The following is a 15,575-nucleotide window of genomic DNA, read 5'->3' as shown; positions in this document are numbered from 1 at the left end:
CTGCTCTACCAGGGGCTTCCTCGTGCCTCATAGCGACACGCCGACATCAGATCCGTTGCCCGTCAACATCATCCGACCAGGATGAAAAGGGCTCAGTGAGACCGATTTGGTGCCTTGACCCGGTGAGATAACGCGTGTCCTCCCAAGCGATCCCGAAGCCGGTAGCCCCGTTTCGGTCAGCCTCGCGCGCGATGATCTCGAGCACTCCGTTCATCAGGGCACCGAGCCTATCCAGCGGAACGTCGGGGTTGTGCGGTACGAACGTCAGCGTGGTCGTGTCGACGTGCCGTGCGGGGATGAGCGACTGTCCCAAACTTGTCCACGCCTCGGGGATATGCACACTCAGCTGTTTGTCTGGCTCCACTTTCAGACACAGAATTCGGAGCCCATGCCATGCCGTCAGCGATAGAAGAGAGTGATCGAGTAGTGGCGAATAATCGGTCGACACGACGACGAAGCAGATATCGGTGCGCGCGGCGAAGTGTAGATGGTTGCGCAATTCCTGCTCGTATGCGATGAGTTCGGTCGCCGTTTCTCGTGCGCTTTTGCGACTTCGTTTAAGCTCGAATACCACGACGGTGCCGGTGCTCGGCGAGACGTAGAGCAGATCAGTGAACAGCGTTTGACTTCTGTCGAGGGATATCGATGCGTGGCTGTTCGCAACTGGCACGAGCTGACCCAGCCGGTCCTTTACTGCTAGGGCTGCTTCGGCTGCTCGGTGCACTACCAGATCGTCAAGGAGTAACAGAAACTCACCGCTTTGCTGCCGGTCCGCGGCGATCGTCTTGGCGTCGTCCCATCCAGTAGTGATGTTGACGAGTTCCCCTCGCCCGATCAGGTCTTCGATGAAGTCCTGTAGCTCCTGCTCCAACATCTCCGCGCCCTCCCTGCCTTCGGCGATCTTAATTATTTACGGCACAACATGTTTCGTATCCAGTGAGATTAGCGGTCACTGGTTCAAGTCGGGTCTGCGATGTCATGGTCGATGGGGTTGGACGGATAGGCGGTTGCCGCCGTGGGCGATGAAACGAGCCGCCCACCGTCGTGGCCCGACAATCGATCGCTCATCGGCATTTGCGCGGACTCGTCAACCAGGCCCGCAGCCAGCTCTGACCGCACCGGGGGCGCGGCAGTGCAGGACCTTCAGCCTGACAAGTCTCGAGTTGATTAGCTCAGGGATGGCGTAGTCCGACGCCGAGCGTCCATGTCGGACTCCGTAGTTCCTGGGGGGCCGGGATGTTATAGATCTTTGCGAGCCGGTGTACGATGGAGCCGATTTCTTCGCGCATGATGTCCAGGTGCTGATTCGCCCGAATCTCGCCTTTGCTCGGCCATCCGTTATCTTCGACAATCACGTTCTTCATGAGATTTCGTGCTGCAGCCCGGATGGCTTCAAGCTCTTTCCGCAACCGATCGTCGTCGGTGATCTCGCGGAGGGCCCGGTTCATCTCTGACCGCAAGTCGCGCAGCGCCTTGATCACATGGGGCCAAAATTCCATGTCGACCGAGCAGTGCAACGATCGTTTGTCGGCAAGGGTGTCGAACACTTGCTGAACGACTTTCGCGTTGTGCTCAAGTCGCATCAGTTCGGGTAGTAGCGGTAGGCGCGGACTGGCGAGGAGCTGTCGGACCTTGGCAGTGTGCTCGTCGCGCCATTGGGTCAGTAGTGTCACCGAGTATCCGGGTCCGCCGTTGTTGTCGACAAGATCGTGGCAGACGCCGCACAGGAAAATCGCGTTGGCCGCATCGGATCGTTGTTCCTCGGTCATGCTCTCGTTGTGTCGAGCGCTTCCGAACTCTCTACCCTGGATATGTGCAAACTTCCCGATATTGCTCTTGAGCAGTACATCTCCGGTCTTGACTTCCGGGCCCACGAGTAGCCGGTTGCAGTCGGGGTTGGTGCACATGTAGCCCGCGCGCGCCGCTACCAACGCTTTGGTCGCCGCCGAGAACTTGCCATTTGCCATCGGACCCCCTCTTCATCGAATCAGACTGCGCTGCAAGAGGAACCGTACCTGTCAAGACTGACAATCTCGCGATGCTGCCTGACTTCCGAGCTACCAGGTTCGTGGACAACGAATGGGACCGATGCGGGATCCGGGTGACAGATTCAGTCACGCGGCCTGGCCGGTGCGCTCATGATGACCTTGTATTCGACGAGAACGGCGCTGCGTGCAACGATCTCGGTCGGCGTTAACGAGCGTCATGAGGACATCGGCGCTGCCGAGAGCTCGCTCTCCACTTCCTCAAATTCGACCGCCTGCCCGTTCAACTCCTCCTCGTCGCTGGAGGGTCCCTCGGACGGCCCTTCCGACCCGGCGAGGTCGGGATCTGTGGTGTCGGTGTCGTCGGACTCGGTGGGCAGAACGTACTCCTGGGCGAGCTCGGCCAGATGAAGGGGTAGCGGCAGCGAAAGCGCATCGAGATAGTCGGGGGCCTGACGCAGTTGATGCATGGCGAGGGCGAAGGCTTCGGGATTGTCGTGGTGATGGCAGCCAGCGACGGTGATCTCGACCAGGCTGGGATTCCATGCGGGTTTGTCGGCGTCGGTGGTCAGCTGGTCGATGTTCTTGCCACGGGTGAGTTTTCGCAGCGAGAGGCGATCCGCGGAGACTGCTGAGGCCTTGAACTGGCTGGCTTTCTCGGTCGTGCTGTAGAAAACGCGCTGGTCGGTCGCGCGGGTATCGGCTGGCGGAACCCAGAGCCCCGAGGGCAGTCCGTTGATGCCGCGAGGGTCTCCAATGCCCCACCACTGAGCGGTTTCGCGGCCAGCGCCGCCGCGGATACGGACTATGCGCAGATTGTGCTGCAGGCCAGATGCCGGCGCGGTGCCGGTCCGCAGCAGATCGCGCACAAGGCGACCGTCCTGTAACCACGACCAGTGCTGTCTGCTGTTCTGGGAGTGAGTGATCAGCACAGTCGGAGCACCATAGAGCGCGAATGTAAGTCGCTGGACGAATTCCTCGGTCTGGCGGCGCTGCTCGTGCATGCTGCGCCGCCACGCCCGGGCACTGACCCGTCGGGGCGGTTGTTCGGTGTCGCGGGTGGCTTCGTCGGTGAGCGCGGCGCGTTCGACGAGCCCGAGCAGAAACTGCGGGTAGGGCACCCAGCTGCATGTGGTGTCATCCCAGCCTTCGACCCGTGCATGGCCGGGGGTGTCGGGGATGGGGGTGAGCAGCACCGCGATGGGCAGGTGCAGGGGCAGCCGGGTGGGTCCGTCTACGCGACGTTTGATCATCCACAGCGCGGCGTAGCGCAGCCCGGGCGGCAATTCGTCGCCGAGGGTGTGTTCGGGCAGGACCCGCACACCGAGCTGACGCAGCCCGTCCAGCCACGCGGAGCGCACCCGATGACGGACGTTGCTAGTGTTCCTGATACCTGGCGCGGTGGACGGCACGGCGACGAACTGGGTGAGCATGCCGGCGTCGGCGCATCCCAGGCGCAGCGCGAACTTGGGATCGGTGTTCGAAGGCCGAAAGCACAGGCGATGGTCGATCTCGACGAGTGCGAGGCTGGGGCGGATCCGCTTGGCGTCGTCGCGGGCAAGGTACTGCGTCGTTGCCCGCCGACGCTGCGCGATTGCCTCGCCGAGCGCTGCGGCCGAACGAGTACCGGCGGACAGGGACAAGCCAGCGGCGAGCCCACCGGCCAACGGTAGACAGCGCAACCGGACCACGAGCTCGGGAGTACGCCATTCGACAACTGCCGGATCACCGGCGGTGGCGGTGTCGTACGCGGCCTCCTCAGGCGCGACGTTGGGGGCGCCGAGCCCGAGGATGTCGGCCAACTCAGCGATCGCTGCATCGCGTACGGAAGCGCTCTGCCATAACAGACGCAGTACGAGGACATCGGTGCCCGCCTTGAGCTCGTCCGTTGGCGAGATCAAGTACTGCGACAGGGCACGGGTGGCCGCGGCCAGCGCGACCCGTCGTGCATGGGTGGGGTGCCCCACGGTGCTGGGGGTGCTCGGCGTGCTCGCCGCGGCGGCGGTACTTGGGCGGGCGTTGGCGGGTTTGTTGGTGCCGACGGTGCTGCGTGTCAACGGCGCCGTGCGAGTCAGGCTCGGTGGCAGGGCCTGATCGATCCAGTCCATCAGCTGCGAACGCTGGTGTGACATCAGGCCCGTGCCGATGCCGTGTTCGCCCATGTGGGTGCTGTGCACGACTGCGGCACGCAGGCCGGGGCCTTCGCCGAGCCAGTCCTCAGGCGCGCTCAGCAGTGCGGTGGGATCGGGGAAGTTCTGGCGCAGGTCGAGTCGACGCAAAAGCCCGGCGGGTCCGTTGCCGACCCAGCCGATTGCGCGGGTGGCGCGGTCGTAGCCGAGTTTGCTCACGGCGAACCGGTCGCTGGCCGGTGCACCGGGCAGCCAAGGGATCGGCGGACGCAGATATACCGAGGTGGCGCGGCCATAGGGCAGCGCGATCGTGCCGGTGGACGCGCGGGGGCGGGTGGCCCAGCGCCGTACCCCAGTGTGGATGTGGAGACGTGGGCGCGGTGCGAACGGCACCGTGTGTAGTGAGACGGTGATCGTCACCGAGAACCACCAGGGTTTCCCTTTGACCGGGCGCATCAGTGGCTGGGACATCAGCTCGGCACCCTGCTGTCGTGGACCACGGGGCACCGCACGAAAGTGCAGGGTGCCGGTGTCGAAACGATAGGGCTCGAGCGCGGCGATGCGCCGCGCCAGCGCGTCGGTTGTGAGCTGGTATTGCCGCGTGGTCGGTGCCGCGGTGCCGCCAAGGGTGAGCGGGCAGTCGAGCAGGTCCACCTCAAGCTCTTCCCAGTCGAGCGGGGTGGTCTCTAGTTCGGCGAGTGTGTCCTGCAACAGGGCGCGATAGGACGCGGTGCCCACCGCGTGCGCGGGGCCGATGTCGTGCAGCCAGGCGCTGAGCAGCCTTGAAAAGGTGCCCCCAGGAAGCGGGTCGGCGAGCTCGGCGGGTACGTAGAGCCAATGGTCGGGTGCGTCTGGATTTCGAGGACAGACCACCAGATCCGGTGCCAAGCACTGCAATACGACGTCGAGGCGGCCGGTCGGCACTGTTAGAAAGGGATCTCTACCGGGGGCTCGCTCGTGGTTGCACAGGCGCAGCAGCGACTGGCGGGCTTGCTCGGGAAAGGGCAGGGCGCGGTAGCGCTCCACCCACGGTTCGACGCTGTCTGCGGGCAGGTAGGCCGCACGGCTGATGGATCGGTAGGTAAATCCCACAGGTGTTCCTCTGCGGTCAGGACCGCGCCGCCGCAGCGGACGGTGCGTCGAGGGGCATGGTCTGCAGTGCGTGGTAGAGCGGTGCGTAGAGCATCTGCACCAGCGCGGGCTCCGAGGGATCGGCGAAGTCCACCGCGGCGGCGTCCGGCGCGAAGTACGGTGCCAGCACGTCGCGCAATCGCACGAGCAGCCCGTCGTCGGGAGTGCGCGTGGGCGAGGTGGTGGGGTTGTGCGGTGCGCTCGCCCAGGCCAGCGCCGGCGCGAATGCGGCGTCAACGAACACGACTCGTGCGGCGACGCCCCCGCGGACCAGTCGGCCGATGACCTGCCAGATGCTCACCAGCTGATCCCAGGCGAAGGATTGTTGCTCCTCAGGGCTAAGGCGGGAGTAGACGTAGCGGCGAGTGAGCAGTCGGCGCCATTGGCCACGGGCCGCACGGCGGAACTGACGCCCGGCTTGGCCCAGATCCTCGGCGCGCGTGACCAGCTCGGAAAATGTTCCCAACTCGGGGTGGGTGATGAGGTTGCGAGTGAACCGTGATACCCAGTCGTTGACGGCGAACACCGCCAGAGACAGTTCGTCGGGTCGCGGGTGCGGGCGCACCAGGAAGAACACGGTGCCGAACGCGGCCACACGTTCACCGCTGGGGGTGCGGGCGGGGGTGAGGATGTTGTGGCCACGTTCGATGGCCATCAGCGGCGCGATCAGCAGCTCGGCCGAGTCGTCGTCAGCGAAGGATGCGAGATCACCGCGGCGCACAGTGGTGGCGGTGCGGGCGCCTGCGGGGCCCTCGTCGATGTCGGCGTCGTCGCGGATCAGGACCCGCACTCGCCCGTGCCAGCGGGGCAGGGCGTCGAGGACCTCGGCGGCGATGCTCGCGTCGGCGTAGCTGCCGACCAGCAGCAACGCCCGACGACGCCGATCGTCGCCGATCATGGCCAGTTCTTCTTGGATTGGGCTCGGTTCCCCGGCGATCGCCGGGGTGGCGAGTTTGCTGACCAGCAGCCGCAGTACTTCGGTACGCACACTGTGGTCCTGGCCGGACAAGCTGATGGGCCGGTTGTCGGCGTCGTAGAGAAATTTGGTGCGGAAGCTGGTGGCGGCCACCGCATCGAGGGCCTTGCGGTGCGGTTTGAGTACGGCCTGCACCGGAGCCAGCACGTGCGCGCGGGTCGAGGTGCCCGCCCAGCTGGTAGCCGACATCAGCAATACATGCGGGCCGGCTCGTCCGATATCGGGGTCGGCGCCCAGGTCGGGCAGCGCGTGCAACAGCTCCCGGCCCACACCGGCGCAGCGGAAGAACCGCAATGTGCCGGTGCATTGACCAATCCGGCTATGGGTGAGGTCGGGATCGTCCGGCAGGTACTGGAATCCGAGCACGTTGCCCATCGGCGCTTCGGGAACCAACGGTGCGTAGTCCAACGGTGGGCGCCGGGCCAGTTCGTTGTCCGCGGTGTCGAGATGTAGGGCGGTCTCCACGTGTGGCCACAGATAGGTGATACGGCTCAGACGTTGATGCAGCACTGCCAGGTGCAGGACGAATTCAAGTCGGCGCGCGGCCCTCTCGTACCAGGCCTCGCTGCCGCGCATGTCGGCGGGATCGGCGGCGCGGTGCCGACGGGATGAGACCGGTGCGGGTGCCGTTGTGTCGAGTCCGGGCGCCCCACGCAGCAGTGTCTTCACCAGTGCCCGAACCTTGACCCGGGTCTGAGTCTTGTCCTGGGTGTGCAGCAGCTCGTGGGCGGTACGGATGAGCATATCGGTGACGGGGTGGTGAGCGCCGCGATCACCGAGCGGATCGTCGCGGAAGGCGTCGAAACGCTCGGTTACTTCCGTGCGCCGAGCCGCCCACGGGGTGGGGGGCGTGTGCGGGCGGTTCGGCGGCGGCGCTGGCATGTCTGGGTCGATGTCGAAGACGTCCTCCTCGCGTTCGACAGGCTCGTGCACCCCCGCGGTCCCGGTGGTGGGAAACCACTCCTCGAGCAGCTTCTCCTGCAGGGTCCAGGCGCTGAAGTAGTCGATCTCCACCCAGCTCCGCAGACCGTGGTCGTCGATGAGGGAGGCATAGAGGCGATTGGTGGTGGCGCTCACGACGTCCAGGGCCGCGGTCCAACGTTCGACGTCGCCTTCGGCGAGCTGGACGCGGCCCTTACGGGCCAGCTCGGCGATCTTATGGGTGCTCAAACGGTCCAGCCAGGACTCCGGTCCTCTCGCGACCAGGGTCGCGGCGGGGGCAAAGGTGTCATCCAGATGCATCTGGACCCGGTCGACCTCATCGATGATCATGATATCGCTTCGTGCACAGGCCAATTCGAGGTAGCGCAGTCGTTCGGCGTTGAGGTGGCGTGGGACCGCAGTCTGTACCAGGCTCGCCGGGTTGGCTACCCAGATCTCGGCGTCGACCATCTCGTGGTCGCCGTGATGGCGCGGGCATCGGCTCCACACCGGACACCCATGAGGGGCGCCGAGCCGATCGTCGGGGTCGGGCTCGCCGGTTCCCGACCTGGCGTCCACGCCAGCACCGGTGTCGGCGGGGACGATGCCAGGGGTGTCCTGGGCGCGGTATCCGAGCGGGAGCGCCGAGGGAGGGGACATCGGGGCGGGCGTGGGATGCAGTGCCGTGCACGGGGCATCGACATAGCGCAGGGGCTGCGCGGCTTCCAGGCCGCGTTGGGCATCGAGCACGCAGACCGTCGAGAGGAAGGCGAATCCTGGGTCGTCGTGCAACAGCAGCGGCTGTCCGGTGCGTGAGGCGATGCGCCGGTGCAGGCGCTGGGCATGGCGTTCGCGGGTGGTGGTGCCCAGCACCGGTGCCGCGCGCAGCCCCAGCGTGCGAAAGGTGTCGGTGAGTGCGAGCTGCTCGGCCACATCACCGACCACCAGAGTGGTGCGCAAACCATGGCGCGCTCCCCACACCGCGATCAACGTCATCAAGGTGCTCTTGCCAGCGCCAACCATGCCGACCAGATGGACCAGCCGGTCCAGCTTGAGGACGGTGGCGCGGTCGAAGCCGGTGCCGTCGGCTACGCGGGTATCCAGTTCCAGCTCGTCGAGCCGACGTGTCCAATTCCCGCGGCGTGTACCGGTTCTCGACTCGCACCCGTCCATCCACTGCGCGGTTTCCGCGAGTGCGGACATCGGGATCTCCAGCGGCCCCGGTGCCGGGGCTCGCGACAGATCGTGACCGGCCAGGGGGGCAAAGACGAGCTCATCGGGAATGGCGACCGAACTGTGCAGGCGCCGTCCCACCACGAAGCGGCTGGACCCGGCGGGGGCGAGGGGCAACACCGAACGCTGAAACGATGGCGTCGTCTCCAGCGCTAGATCGTAGACAGTGAAACGATCGGCGGCGAGGAACGGTTCGATGCGGCAGGCTGGTTCGTAGTTGTCTGCCAAGCGGTATCCGCGCAGGCGCTGTGGCAGTTGCCGATACGTGTCGAGGCTGTGTTGCCACATCCGGTTGCGTCGCAAAGTCCACAGCAGATGACGGGCATTGGTGACCAGTTGGCGTTCGGTTTCGTCGCGGAGCAGGCCTGCGGCCGCGGCGAAGGGGTAACCGCCCAGTAGCGGCCATACCGCCGATGCGGGGGCGGCAAGGTCCAAGCGTTCGAGCAGCCGCAGTCCCAGCTCGACCTGGCAGAGCAGTGCCGGGCGCACCGGGGCGAATTCGGTCGGCCAGGGCGTGAGTGCGTCGGAGACGGGGCGATGCCAGCCGGATCGATCACGCATGAGGATCTCCCTGGAGTGTGGGCTTGTCGGTAGCGGTGAGCACGGTCGCCGTGAACTCGGTCGCGCTTGCAGGTGTGCAGTCACGGAGCCGTTCAGCCACCGCGCGCAGGAACTGCCGGTCGGTCAGCAGTTCCAGCCCGGCTGCTCGGGCGGGTCGATTGCGCGCGAAGATGCCCAGGTAGTCGCGGCGGGTCTCGACGCGGAACTGCGGCACCACCCAGAACGCCTCGTCGTATCCCGGTTCGGGCCGCACCGGCCGGGCCGATCGTCCGAGCAAACCCGGGTGGGCCCAATCCTTGACATCAACTGCCCAGACGTGGTTGTCGGGAAAGGTGATTCGGATGTCGTAAGCGTCGTATCCCGGCCACATCTGCACGCGCAGACCGCGCATCGTCTTCAGCCGTGCCTCGAGGTCGATCTCGGCGAGCCCCGGGCCGGTGACGAATTGTCGCAGCGGCCGCGCCAGGTGACTGACCTGACCGACGTCGGACACAACGAGCTCGCGTCCAAACGGTGCCGGGCCTCGGCTTCGGCACTGGTCACGTTCGCACCACCAGCCGCCCTCGATCGTCGGAGTCAGCAGCGTGCCGCAGCGCCCGCACGTGATGAATCGTCCGCCACGGCAGTAGCCAGCCGGTGCGGGCAGATAGATCCGTTCGAGCAGCGCGCGGACAGGTTCGAGGTAGAGATCGGTGGCGATCTCGAATCCGATCTCGGCGGTCAACACCGGTGTGGTCACAAGCAGCCGGCGAAAGGCTGTATAGGACTCCGGTGAGGACGCCTGCTGGCACAGCTGCATTGCGGCACGAATGATCGTGCGATCGAATTCGGCTGCGGCGCTGTCGCGTCCCTGAACCCACCACTCGTGACACAGTTGTGTCGGCTCGCCGGAGATCTCATCGAGCAACCGATCCTCAGGGCCGAATGCATCGGCGGGCAGCTCCAGCGGCCAATCCTCCACCGGACGGGTCCGGCACCATCGCAGCAGATCGGGCAGACTCATCGGAGGCTCGGCGCCGCGAGTGAGGCAGGCCAGCACGGTGGCGTTGAGTGCCCGCACGGCTTCGGCGTCGTAGGGCAGCGAGACACCGTGCTGCGTCGCGTCGGCCAGGCGGATGACGGCGGTCGCGATGGCGCGCAGCAATGCCACGTCCTCAAGCGCGTCGTCGGTGAGTGCGTTGGTCATCGATGCTCCTGGCCGGTGTCGGAATCGATTGCGGGAATCAGGTATTCGCGCCCTGCCGCACACCAGCGACGGACTTCGCAGTCACGGCAGTGTTGATCGGTCCGGGGCGCGAACTGCTCATCGGACAGCAGCGGCTCGGCCATCTCGGCGATCACTTCGCGTGCCTGGTCGACCACATCGGACCGGCTGGGATCCAGCGTCTCGAGCGCGCATCGATCCGGGGTAAGCACCTCCAACTCGACACGGGCGCGCCGGGGAGCCCCCGGCAGTGCGCCGGCGGCTAACAACAAGGTGGCCATCGCCAACTGGGGGTAGGTGCGCATCAGCGGGGCGCGGTCCCACAGCGGCGAGCGCGACGTCTTGGTCTCCCGCCATACCCAGCCTCCGGCGTCGGTGTAGAGCAGATCGGGCGTCGCGATCACCACCACGTCGAGCTCGGGAACGTAAGTGGTGACCTGGCGTTGGACCTCGAAGTCCGCGAATGACTCCGTGCGTCCCAGCGGGCAGAGCGCCCGGTGGCGCTGGAGCATCGCCGCGCCGTCACGGGCGTCGGATCCGGTCAACTCGTGCCCGCCCGCCGACCAGTGCCCAGGGTCGGATGGACCAGGCTCGCCGCGACAGCCGTCGGGCGCGGGCCGATTGTGGTGCTCGTTCAGCCAGGCGTCGACCGCGCGCCCGCGGCGGATAGCCGGTGATTCGCCATCACTGTCGCGCAGATTCAGCTGGCGGGTCAGGTGGTAACGCGCTGGGCATTGGGTGTGGACGCGCAGATCCCACACGGAGAGGCTTCGCCGGGGCCTGCGCAGGCCCGTTCGCACCGGCGATCCCCACAGTGCCTCGGTGCGCACCAGCGTGGTGCATCCGTCGATGGCTTTGCAGGCGACACAGCTGGAGCCCGCAATCGGATCGGCGGTGCCGACCGCGCGAGCGAAAACCGGTGCAGTGTGGGTCTTGTAGGCCTGGGCGACGGTGTGCTGGTCGCCTTCGAAGAGTTCTTCGACGCGGCCGTCGAGGCTGCCGAACCCGACGACGCGCACGCTCTGCGGGGCCTGCGTGTGATCGCCCCGCTGGCTGTAGGGTAGCCACCACTTGTCCAGGACCGCGGGGCCGCCCTTCGCGAGAACCGCTGCGGCCGCCGCGAGTTCGGCGTCGGGCCGATTGTCACGGACCGTGCCGATCGAGGGCAGCCACAGCTCACGCAGCTGCCCGTCAACTGTGCTGTAGCGCCGCCCCCAGGCGGTGCGCTCGAACCGGCGGATTCCCCGCACGTCGGCTCGGTCTCGCATCTCCCCATAGCAAGCCACCCATTCGGTGTTCACAGGTTGTAACTCGCCGCCGACCCCATCGACGGCACCGTGGCGGCGGGCACGCGCGTCGATATAGCGCTGGAGCACCTCCTCGGTCCACACCAGCAACCCCGGATGAGCCGGTGGGCCCGAGGTATCGAATCGTCCTGCGGTGCGCCATAACTCGGCGATAGCATCCTCGCATGTGCTCGCTGCGAACTCGAGTCGGTCCAGCGCGCGGAACAAGGGGGCGAACACAAAATTCTCATACGCTGCTGTGGCGCGTTCGCGGTATCGGCTCGCCCTTACTTGCGGCCGCACCCGCACGGCGGTATGCACCGGGCAGTCGCCTGGCGCCTCCCGGGCGATCACACTGCTCACCCTTACGAGGCCGGTCGAGCCTTCAGTGCCCGCAGGTGGGCGCCATGTGGTCACTGTCTCTCCCGTGATCGGTGTCGGTTAGGGCATGACTGTGGTGGTGCCAACTAACGATTGCATGGAGTGTGAACATAGTCAACGCGATATTTGGTGATAGAGTGCTTCACGGTTGCGGTGCTGTGCCGCGGCGTTCGAGAACGAAGCTGGTGCCGACACCGCTTGTCGCGGTGGCGATCGCGGGCTGTGTGCCGAAAGGTGCGGGCAATGAACGAGCGGAACCTCCGCCGCAGTGCGCTGATCGGGTACCGCTTCCGATTGGAGTCGCCGATCGGCAAGGGTGGCATGGCCGAGGTATGGAGAGCACGCGACATAGAATCGAATCACTGTGTCGCGGTGAAGTTCTTACGACCGACCGAAGAGCTCATCGACTCGGTCGACACCCGCTTCCGCACTGACGAACTCGACGTTGTCTACGCACGGTTCGAGCGCGAGGCCAAGCTGCTCTCGACCATCAACCACCGGGCCATCCCGAAACTCGTTCACCACGGCGACCACCTCGGCACTCCCTACCTGGCGATGGAATACATCAACGGCACAAACCTGCGCGAGTATCTGCTCACTGCGAGCCCGCTGCCCCTGGACTACGCGGTCGCGATTGCCACGGAAGTGGCCGACGCGCTTGAGTGTGCACACCAGAAGCCGGTCGTGCACCGAGATCTCAAGCCACAGAACATCCTGATCTCCGTTGAAGGTGCTGTCTTCCTGCTCGACTTCGGCATTGCTCTGCCCCTGACCTCCGGAACGACCCGCTACACCCTGCACGGCGGCACCCTCGGCAGCCCGGGTTATCAAGCGCCCGAACAGATCCGGGAGGATCCCGTCGAGCCCCGCACCGACACTTACGCGCTGGGCTGCGTCGTGTTCGAAATGATCACCGGCCGAATGCCCTTCCGCGCCGGCGACGTCCGCGGACTGGCAGGCCAGCACCTCGACACCGCACCCCCGTCGCTGAGCGAATACGTACCCCACATTCACCCTGACCTCGACAATCTGGTCCTGCAGATGCTCGCCAAGCATCCCCACCAGCGCCCGGACATGGCCCAGGTCCGAGGCGTGATGGCCCGCTTCTTGCCGTCTCCCGGTGCAGCGCCAGTGCCCGCGCCACGCCCCGAGCCTGACCCGACCGTGCGGTTCCGGTTCCCGGACGGCGACCCCTCGCTGCCCGCCGAACCCGATCCGTCGCGACCGGGCCCCTCGCCGATGTGGCTCAAGCGCAGCGACATCCGAGACTTGTGCACTCGTGCCGAACATGAACTCGATGCGGGACTGCCTGCGGATGCTCTGCACTCCTTGGCCGCCGTGGCGGAGGCGGTGCGCAAGCAATGGGGCCCGCACCGTGCTGAGGCTCGCCGCGCCCGCTTGCTCGCCGCCGAGGGACTGCGACTGGAAGGCGAGTGCGGCAGAGCCGAAGAGTTGTACACGCAGATCGCCCACGATCTCGCCGCCGACAGGACCAGCGAGGCCGCCATGACGGCGACACTGTGTCGACTGCGCGCCGCCGAATGCGGCCTGGCCTTCGGCAGAAGCGAACCGGCACTGACCGCACTGGTCGAGGGGCACGCAGCCATCGCATGCCTGTCCGGCGGGCTGGCAGCCCCGATCCGAGAGGCATGGTCGGAGCTGGTCACTTACCTGCGCGAGCTCCGCTACGGGCCCGAGGTTGAGAAGGTACTCGACGAGCTGACCGATTAGTGATCGAGCACACCCGAGGCCAGGCGGTCGCTCAACTCGGCAGTCAATGACTCTCCCATGCCTGACAGGGTTGCCAGGGAGTGCTCGAACTCGGAGACTCGGCGAAAGACCGCGCCGTAGCGGCGCTGCTCATCGATTGGCAGCTGTAAGACCCGCAACTTGCGTACGTCGATACGCGCCGAACTCGACGTGTGCGTCCCGGCCTGGCGTCCGTTGGAAGGCGCCCGCAGGCACCCGGCCAGAAACCATGGATCCAGCCGGTCGGTATCGGCACGCAGCGCATACAACTGTGGCCCCAGCGCCGTCGCCACTTCGTCGGCAACCCACGCAGTGAATGCCCGCGTCACCCCTGCGACAACGACATCGCCCGGCTCGGTCACCGTCAACGCGCCGCTCTGCACCGTCGTCGGCGCGATCCACTGCCGCGGAATGCCATCGCCCATGAGATCCGACACCGTCAGCAGCGGCAGATCAGTGTCGGCTTGAGGCCGGAGATGCGTCCAATCCGCGTTGAGCGCTTGACCAGCATGAAGGTCGACCGCGCCAGCACGCACCAACTCACCGATCGTCGTAGTCCCGACCTGTGGCGAGGCCGTCCAGCCCAAGGTCGACAACATGCGCTGTGCATCCGCTATAGTGGCGAGCGCTTTGCCAAACTCCGACCACGACGTGGTAATCGACTGCGGCACAACACCGTTGACGTTCGATAAAATGTGTCGAGCCGGAGTGAGATCGACATCCTCAGACAGCAGATCGACCGCTGCAACGCGGCGATGTCGGACAGCCCCCACGGCTTGCTCTGGCGTAGCCTGCTGCGACGAAATCCCTGCCAACACTGCGTTTGTCAGCGTATCCCAGTCATCGCCGGTTACCGGACGTTCGATCGCTGAGGCATCGACCAGAGACACCTCGCGGGCGTCGGAAGCGACGGCGTCCGGCCGCCGTAGTACCCACAGATGCAATGCGACACTGTGCGGCGGGGCGAGCCCGGCTGGCAGTGCGATCACCGCACGCAGCGCTCCCGAACGCACCAACGCACCCCGGATATGGCGTCCGGCCTTACGTGAGGCCGTCGCAGGCGGCATGACAACCACCGCTGCGCCGCCCGGCGCAGTACGTGCCAGCACATGCTGGACCCAAGCGAGCTCGGATTCGCTGCGCGGAGGTAGCCCGAAACTCCACCGCGGATCCGTTGCCAATACATTGTGGCCCCAGTCCCGGCTATTGAATGGTGGATTACAGACCACGAAATCGGCCGCCACGTCCGAGTGCGGGTCTGCCAACAGGCTGTCCCCGGTGGCGATATCGACAACGATGTCATTTGCGTTGGCTCCGGCCGCTAGCTCCGTGGCAAGTCGAGCGGCAGCCAGGGCTGAGAGGACAGGATCAAGTTCGGTGCCAACCAGACGTACTTCACCCACGTTCAGCGCCGCGGCGGCTGCGATGAGCAAGGTCCCCGAACCGCAAGCGGGATCGAACACCGTGACCGGTGACAACATTTCACCGAGGCGGGTCTCGACGGCGAGGGTAGCAATCATCTTCGCGAGTGGACGCGGCGTAGTACTGATCTGCCGAACGTGCACATCGAGCCACCGGCCGAGCAGATACTCGAACGTCTCACCCGCTGTTTCCTCGGCCTCTGCCACCGCCAACGCCCGGTGCGCCAATGGCTCGGTATCGGTTCGCAGACTCAATTCGGGAACTGACACGAGATGCGGCGCACTTCGTGCGCGGCGCAACGCTATCGCCGCGATCACCTGCCCAGCCTGCCCTAGATCGCCGAGGTGCTCTAGGCTCGGCCACAATCGCTCGACATCACTGATCTCGCCCAGCTTGCCTTGTCCGCGCAGCCACGCCTCGACCTCGGCGAGGGAAAACTGTGGACTGACATCGGTGCCGCCTACCGGCGTCGGGAACGATCCGTGACGGCGCCTCCAGTTGCTCACTGCAGCACGCCCGACATCAGCCAGTCTGGCGATTTCTGCCAGGGTGACGACTACCTCGGACGACTGTGCCACTGCGCCCTCCTAATCAGCT

General features: G+C 65.9%; 8 protein-coding genes. 1 reads left to right on the top strand and 7 read right to left on the bottom strand.

From position 1 onward, the window contains the following. Positions 1–46: 46 nt before the first annotated feature. The 6 genes from ACIRRA_RS36230 to ACIRRA_RS36205 all read right to left on the bottom strand — a co-directional run bounded on the left by ACIRRA_RS36230 (position 47) and on the right by ACIRRA_RS36205 (position 11,408). On the bottom strand, positions 47–874 hold the full coding sequence (locus tag ACIRRA_RS36230) for a hypothetical protein (protein WP_402777676.1): 828 nt from the start codon (positions 872–874) through the stop codon (positions 47–49). A gap of 298 nt (positions 875–1,172) precedes the next feature. Further along, positions 1,173–1,967, bottom strand: coding sequence for a hypothetical protein (locus ACIRRA_RS36225; RefSeq protein ID WP_402777673.1), 795 nt, complete (start codon positions 1,965–1,967; stop codon positions 1,173–1,175). Between the two features lie 236 nt (positions 1,968–2,203). Next, positions 2,204–5,206 (bottom strand): pPIWI_RE module domain-containing protein, encoded by a 3,003-nt coding sequence (locus tag ACIRRA_RS36220; protein ID WP_402777670.1) that lies wholly within the window; start codon positions 5,204–5,206, stop codon positions 2,204–2,206. A gap of 16 nt (positions 5,207–5,222) precedes the next feature. Continuing rightward, on the bottom strand, positions 5,223–8,936 hold the full coding sequence (locus ACIRRA_RS36215) for a hypothetical protein (RefSeq protein WP_402777667.1): 3,714 nt from the start codon (positions 8,934–8,936) through the stop codon (positions 5,223–5,225). Then, positions 8,929–10,122: a hypothetical protein gene (locus ACIRRA_RS36210; protein ID WP_402777664.1), complete on the bottom strand. Its 1,194-nt coding sequence runs from the start codon at positions 10,120–10,122 to the stop codon at positions 8,929–8,931. The genes ACIRRA_RS36215 and ACIRRA_RS36210 overlap by 8 nt, the downstream gene beginning before the upstream one ends. After that, a complete protein-coding gene (locus ACIRRA_RS36205; protein ID WP_402777661.1) occupies positions 10,119–11,408 on the bottom strand; it encodes a PD-(D/E)XK nuclease family protein in 1,290 nt (429 codons plus the stop codon). Before ACIRRA_RS36205 ends, ACIRRA_RS36210 begins: the two co-directional genes overlap by 4 nt. Before the next feature lie 642 nt (positions 11,409–12,050). Here ACIRRA_RS36205 and ACIRRA_RS36200 point away from each other — a divergent pair. Continuing rightward, the gene (locus tag ACIRRA_RS36200) at positions 12,051–13,538 is read left to right on the top strand and encodes a serine/threonine-protein kinase (protein WP_402777658.1); all 1,488 of its coding nucleotides are present in this window, start codon (positions 12,051–12,053) and stop codon (positions 13,536–13,538) included. Here the strand turns inward: ACIRRA_RS36200 and ACIRRA_RS36195 are convergent. Then, positions 13,535–15,556: an N-6 DNA methylase gene (locus ACIRRA_RS36195; RefSeq protein ID WP_402777655.1), complete on the bottom strand. Its 2,022-nt coding sequence runs from the start codon at positions 15,554–15,556 to the stop codon at positions 13,535–13,537. The genes ACIRRA_RS36200 and ACIRRA_RS36195 overlap by 4 nt on opposite strands. Between the last annotated feature and the right edge of the window lie 19 nt (positions 15,557–15,575).

This window comes from Nocardia sp. NPDC101769 (assembly GCF_044766925.1).
Lineage (GTDB): Bacteria > Actinomycetota > Actinomycetes > Mycobacteriales > Mycobacteriaceae > Nocardia.
This window is presented reverse-complemented; position numbering and strand designations above follow the sequence as displayed.

Bases quoted from the DNA above. Each gene is read 5' to 3' on its own strand.
- ACIRRA_RS36205 (WP_402777661.1), bottom strand. From the start codon at position 11,408: ATGCGAGACCGAGCCGACGTGCGGGGAATCCGCCGGTTCGAGCGCACC.
- ACIRRA_RS36215 (WP_402777667.1), bottom strand. From the start codon at position 8,936: ATGCGTGATCGATCCGGCTGGCATCGCCCCGTCTCCGACGCACTCACG.
- ACIRRA_RS36225 (WP_402777673.1), bottom strand. From the start codon at position 1,967: ATGGCAAATGGCAAGTTCTCGGCGGCGACCAAAGCGTTGGTAGCGGCG.
- ACIRRA_RS36200 (WP_402777658.1), top strand. From the start codon at position 12,051: ATGAACGAGCGGAACCTCCGCCGCAGTGCGCTGATCGGGTACCGCTTC.
- ACIRRA_RS36230 (WP_402777676.1), bottom strand. From the start codon at position 874: ATGTTGGAGCAGGAGCTACAGGACTTCATCGAAGACCTGATCGGGCGA.
- ACIRRA_RS36210 (WP_402777664.1), bottom strand. From the start codon at position 10,122: ATGACCAACGCACTCACCGACGACGCGCTTGAGGACGTGGCATTGCTG.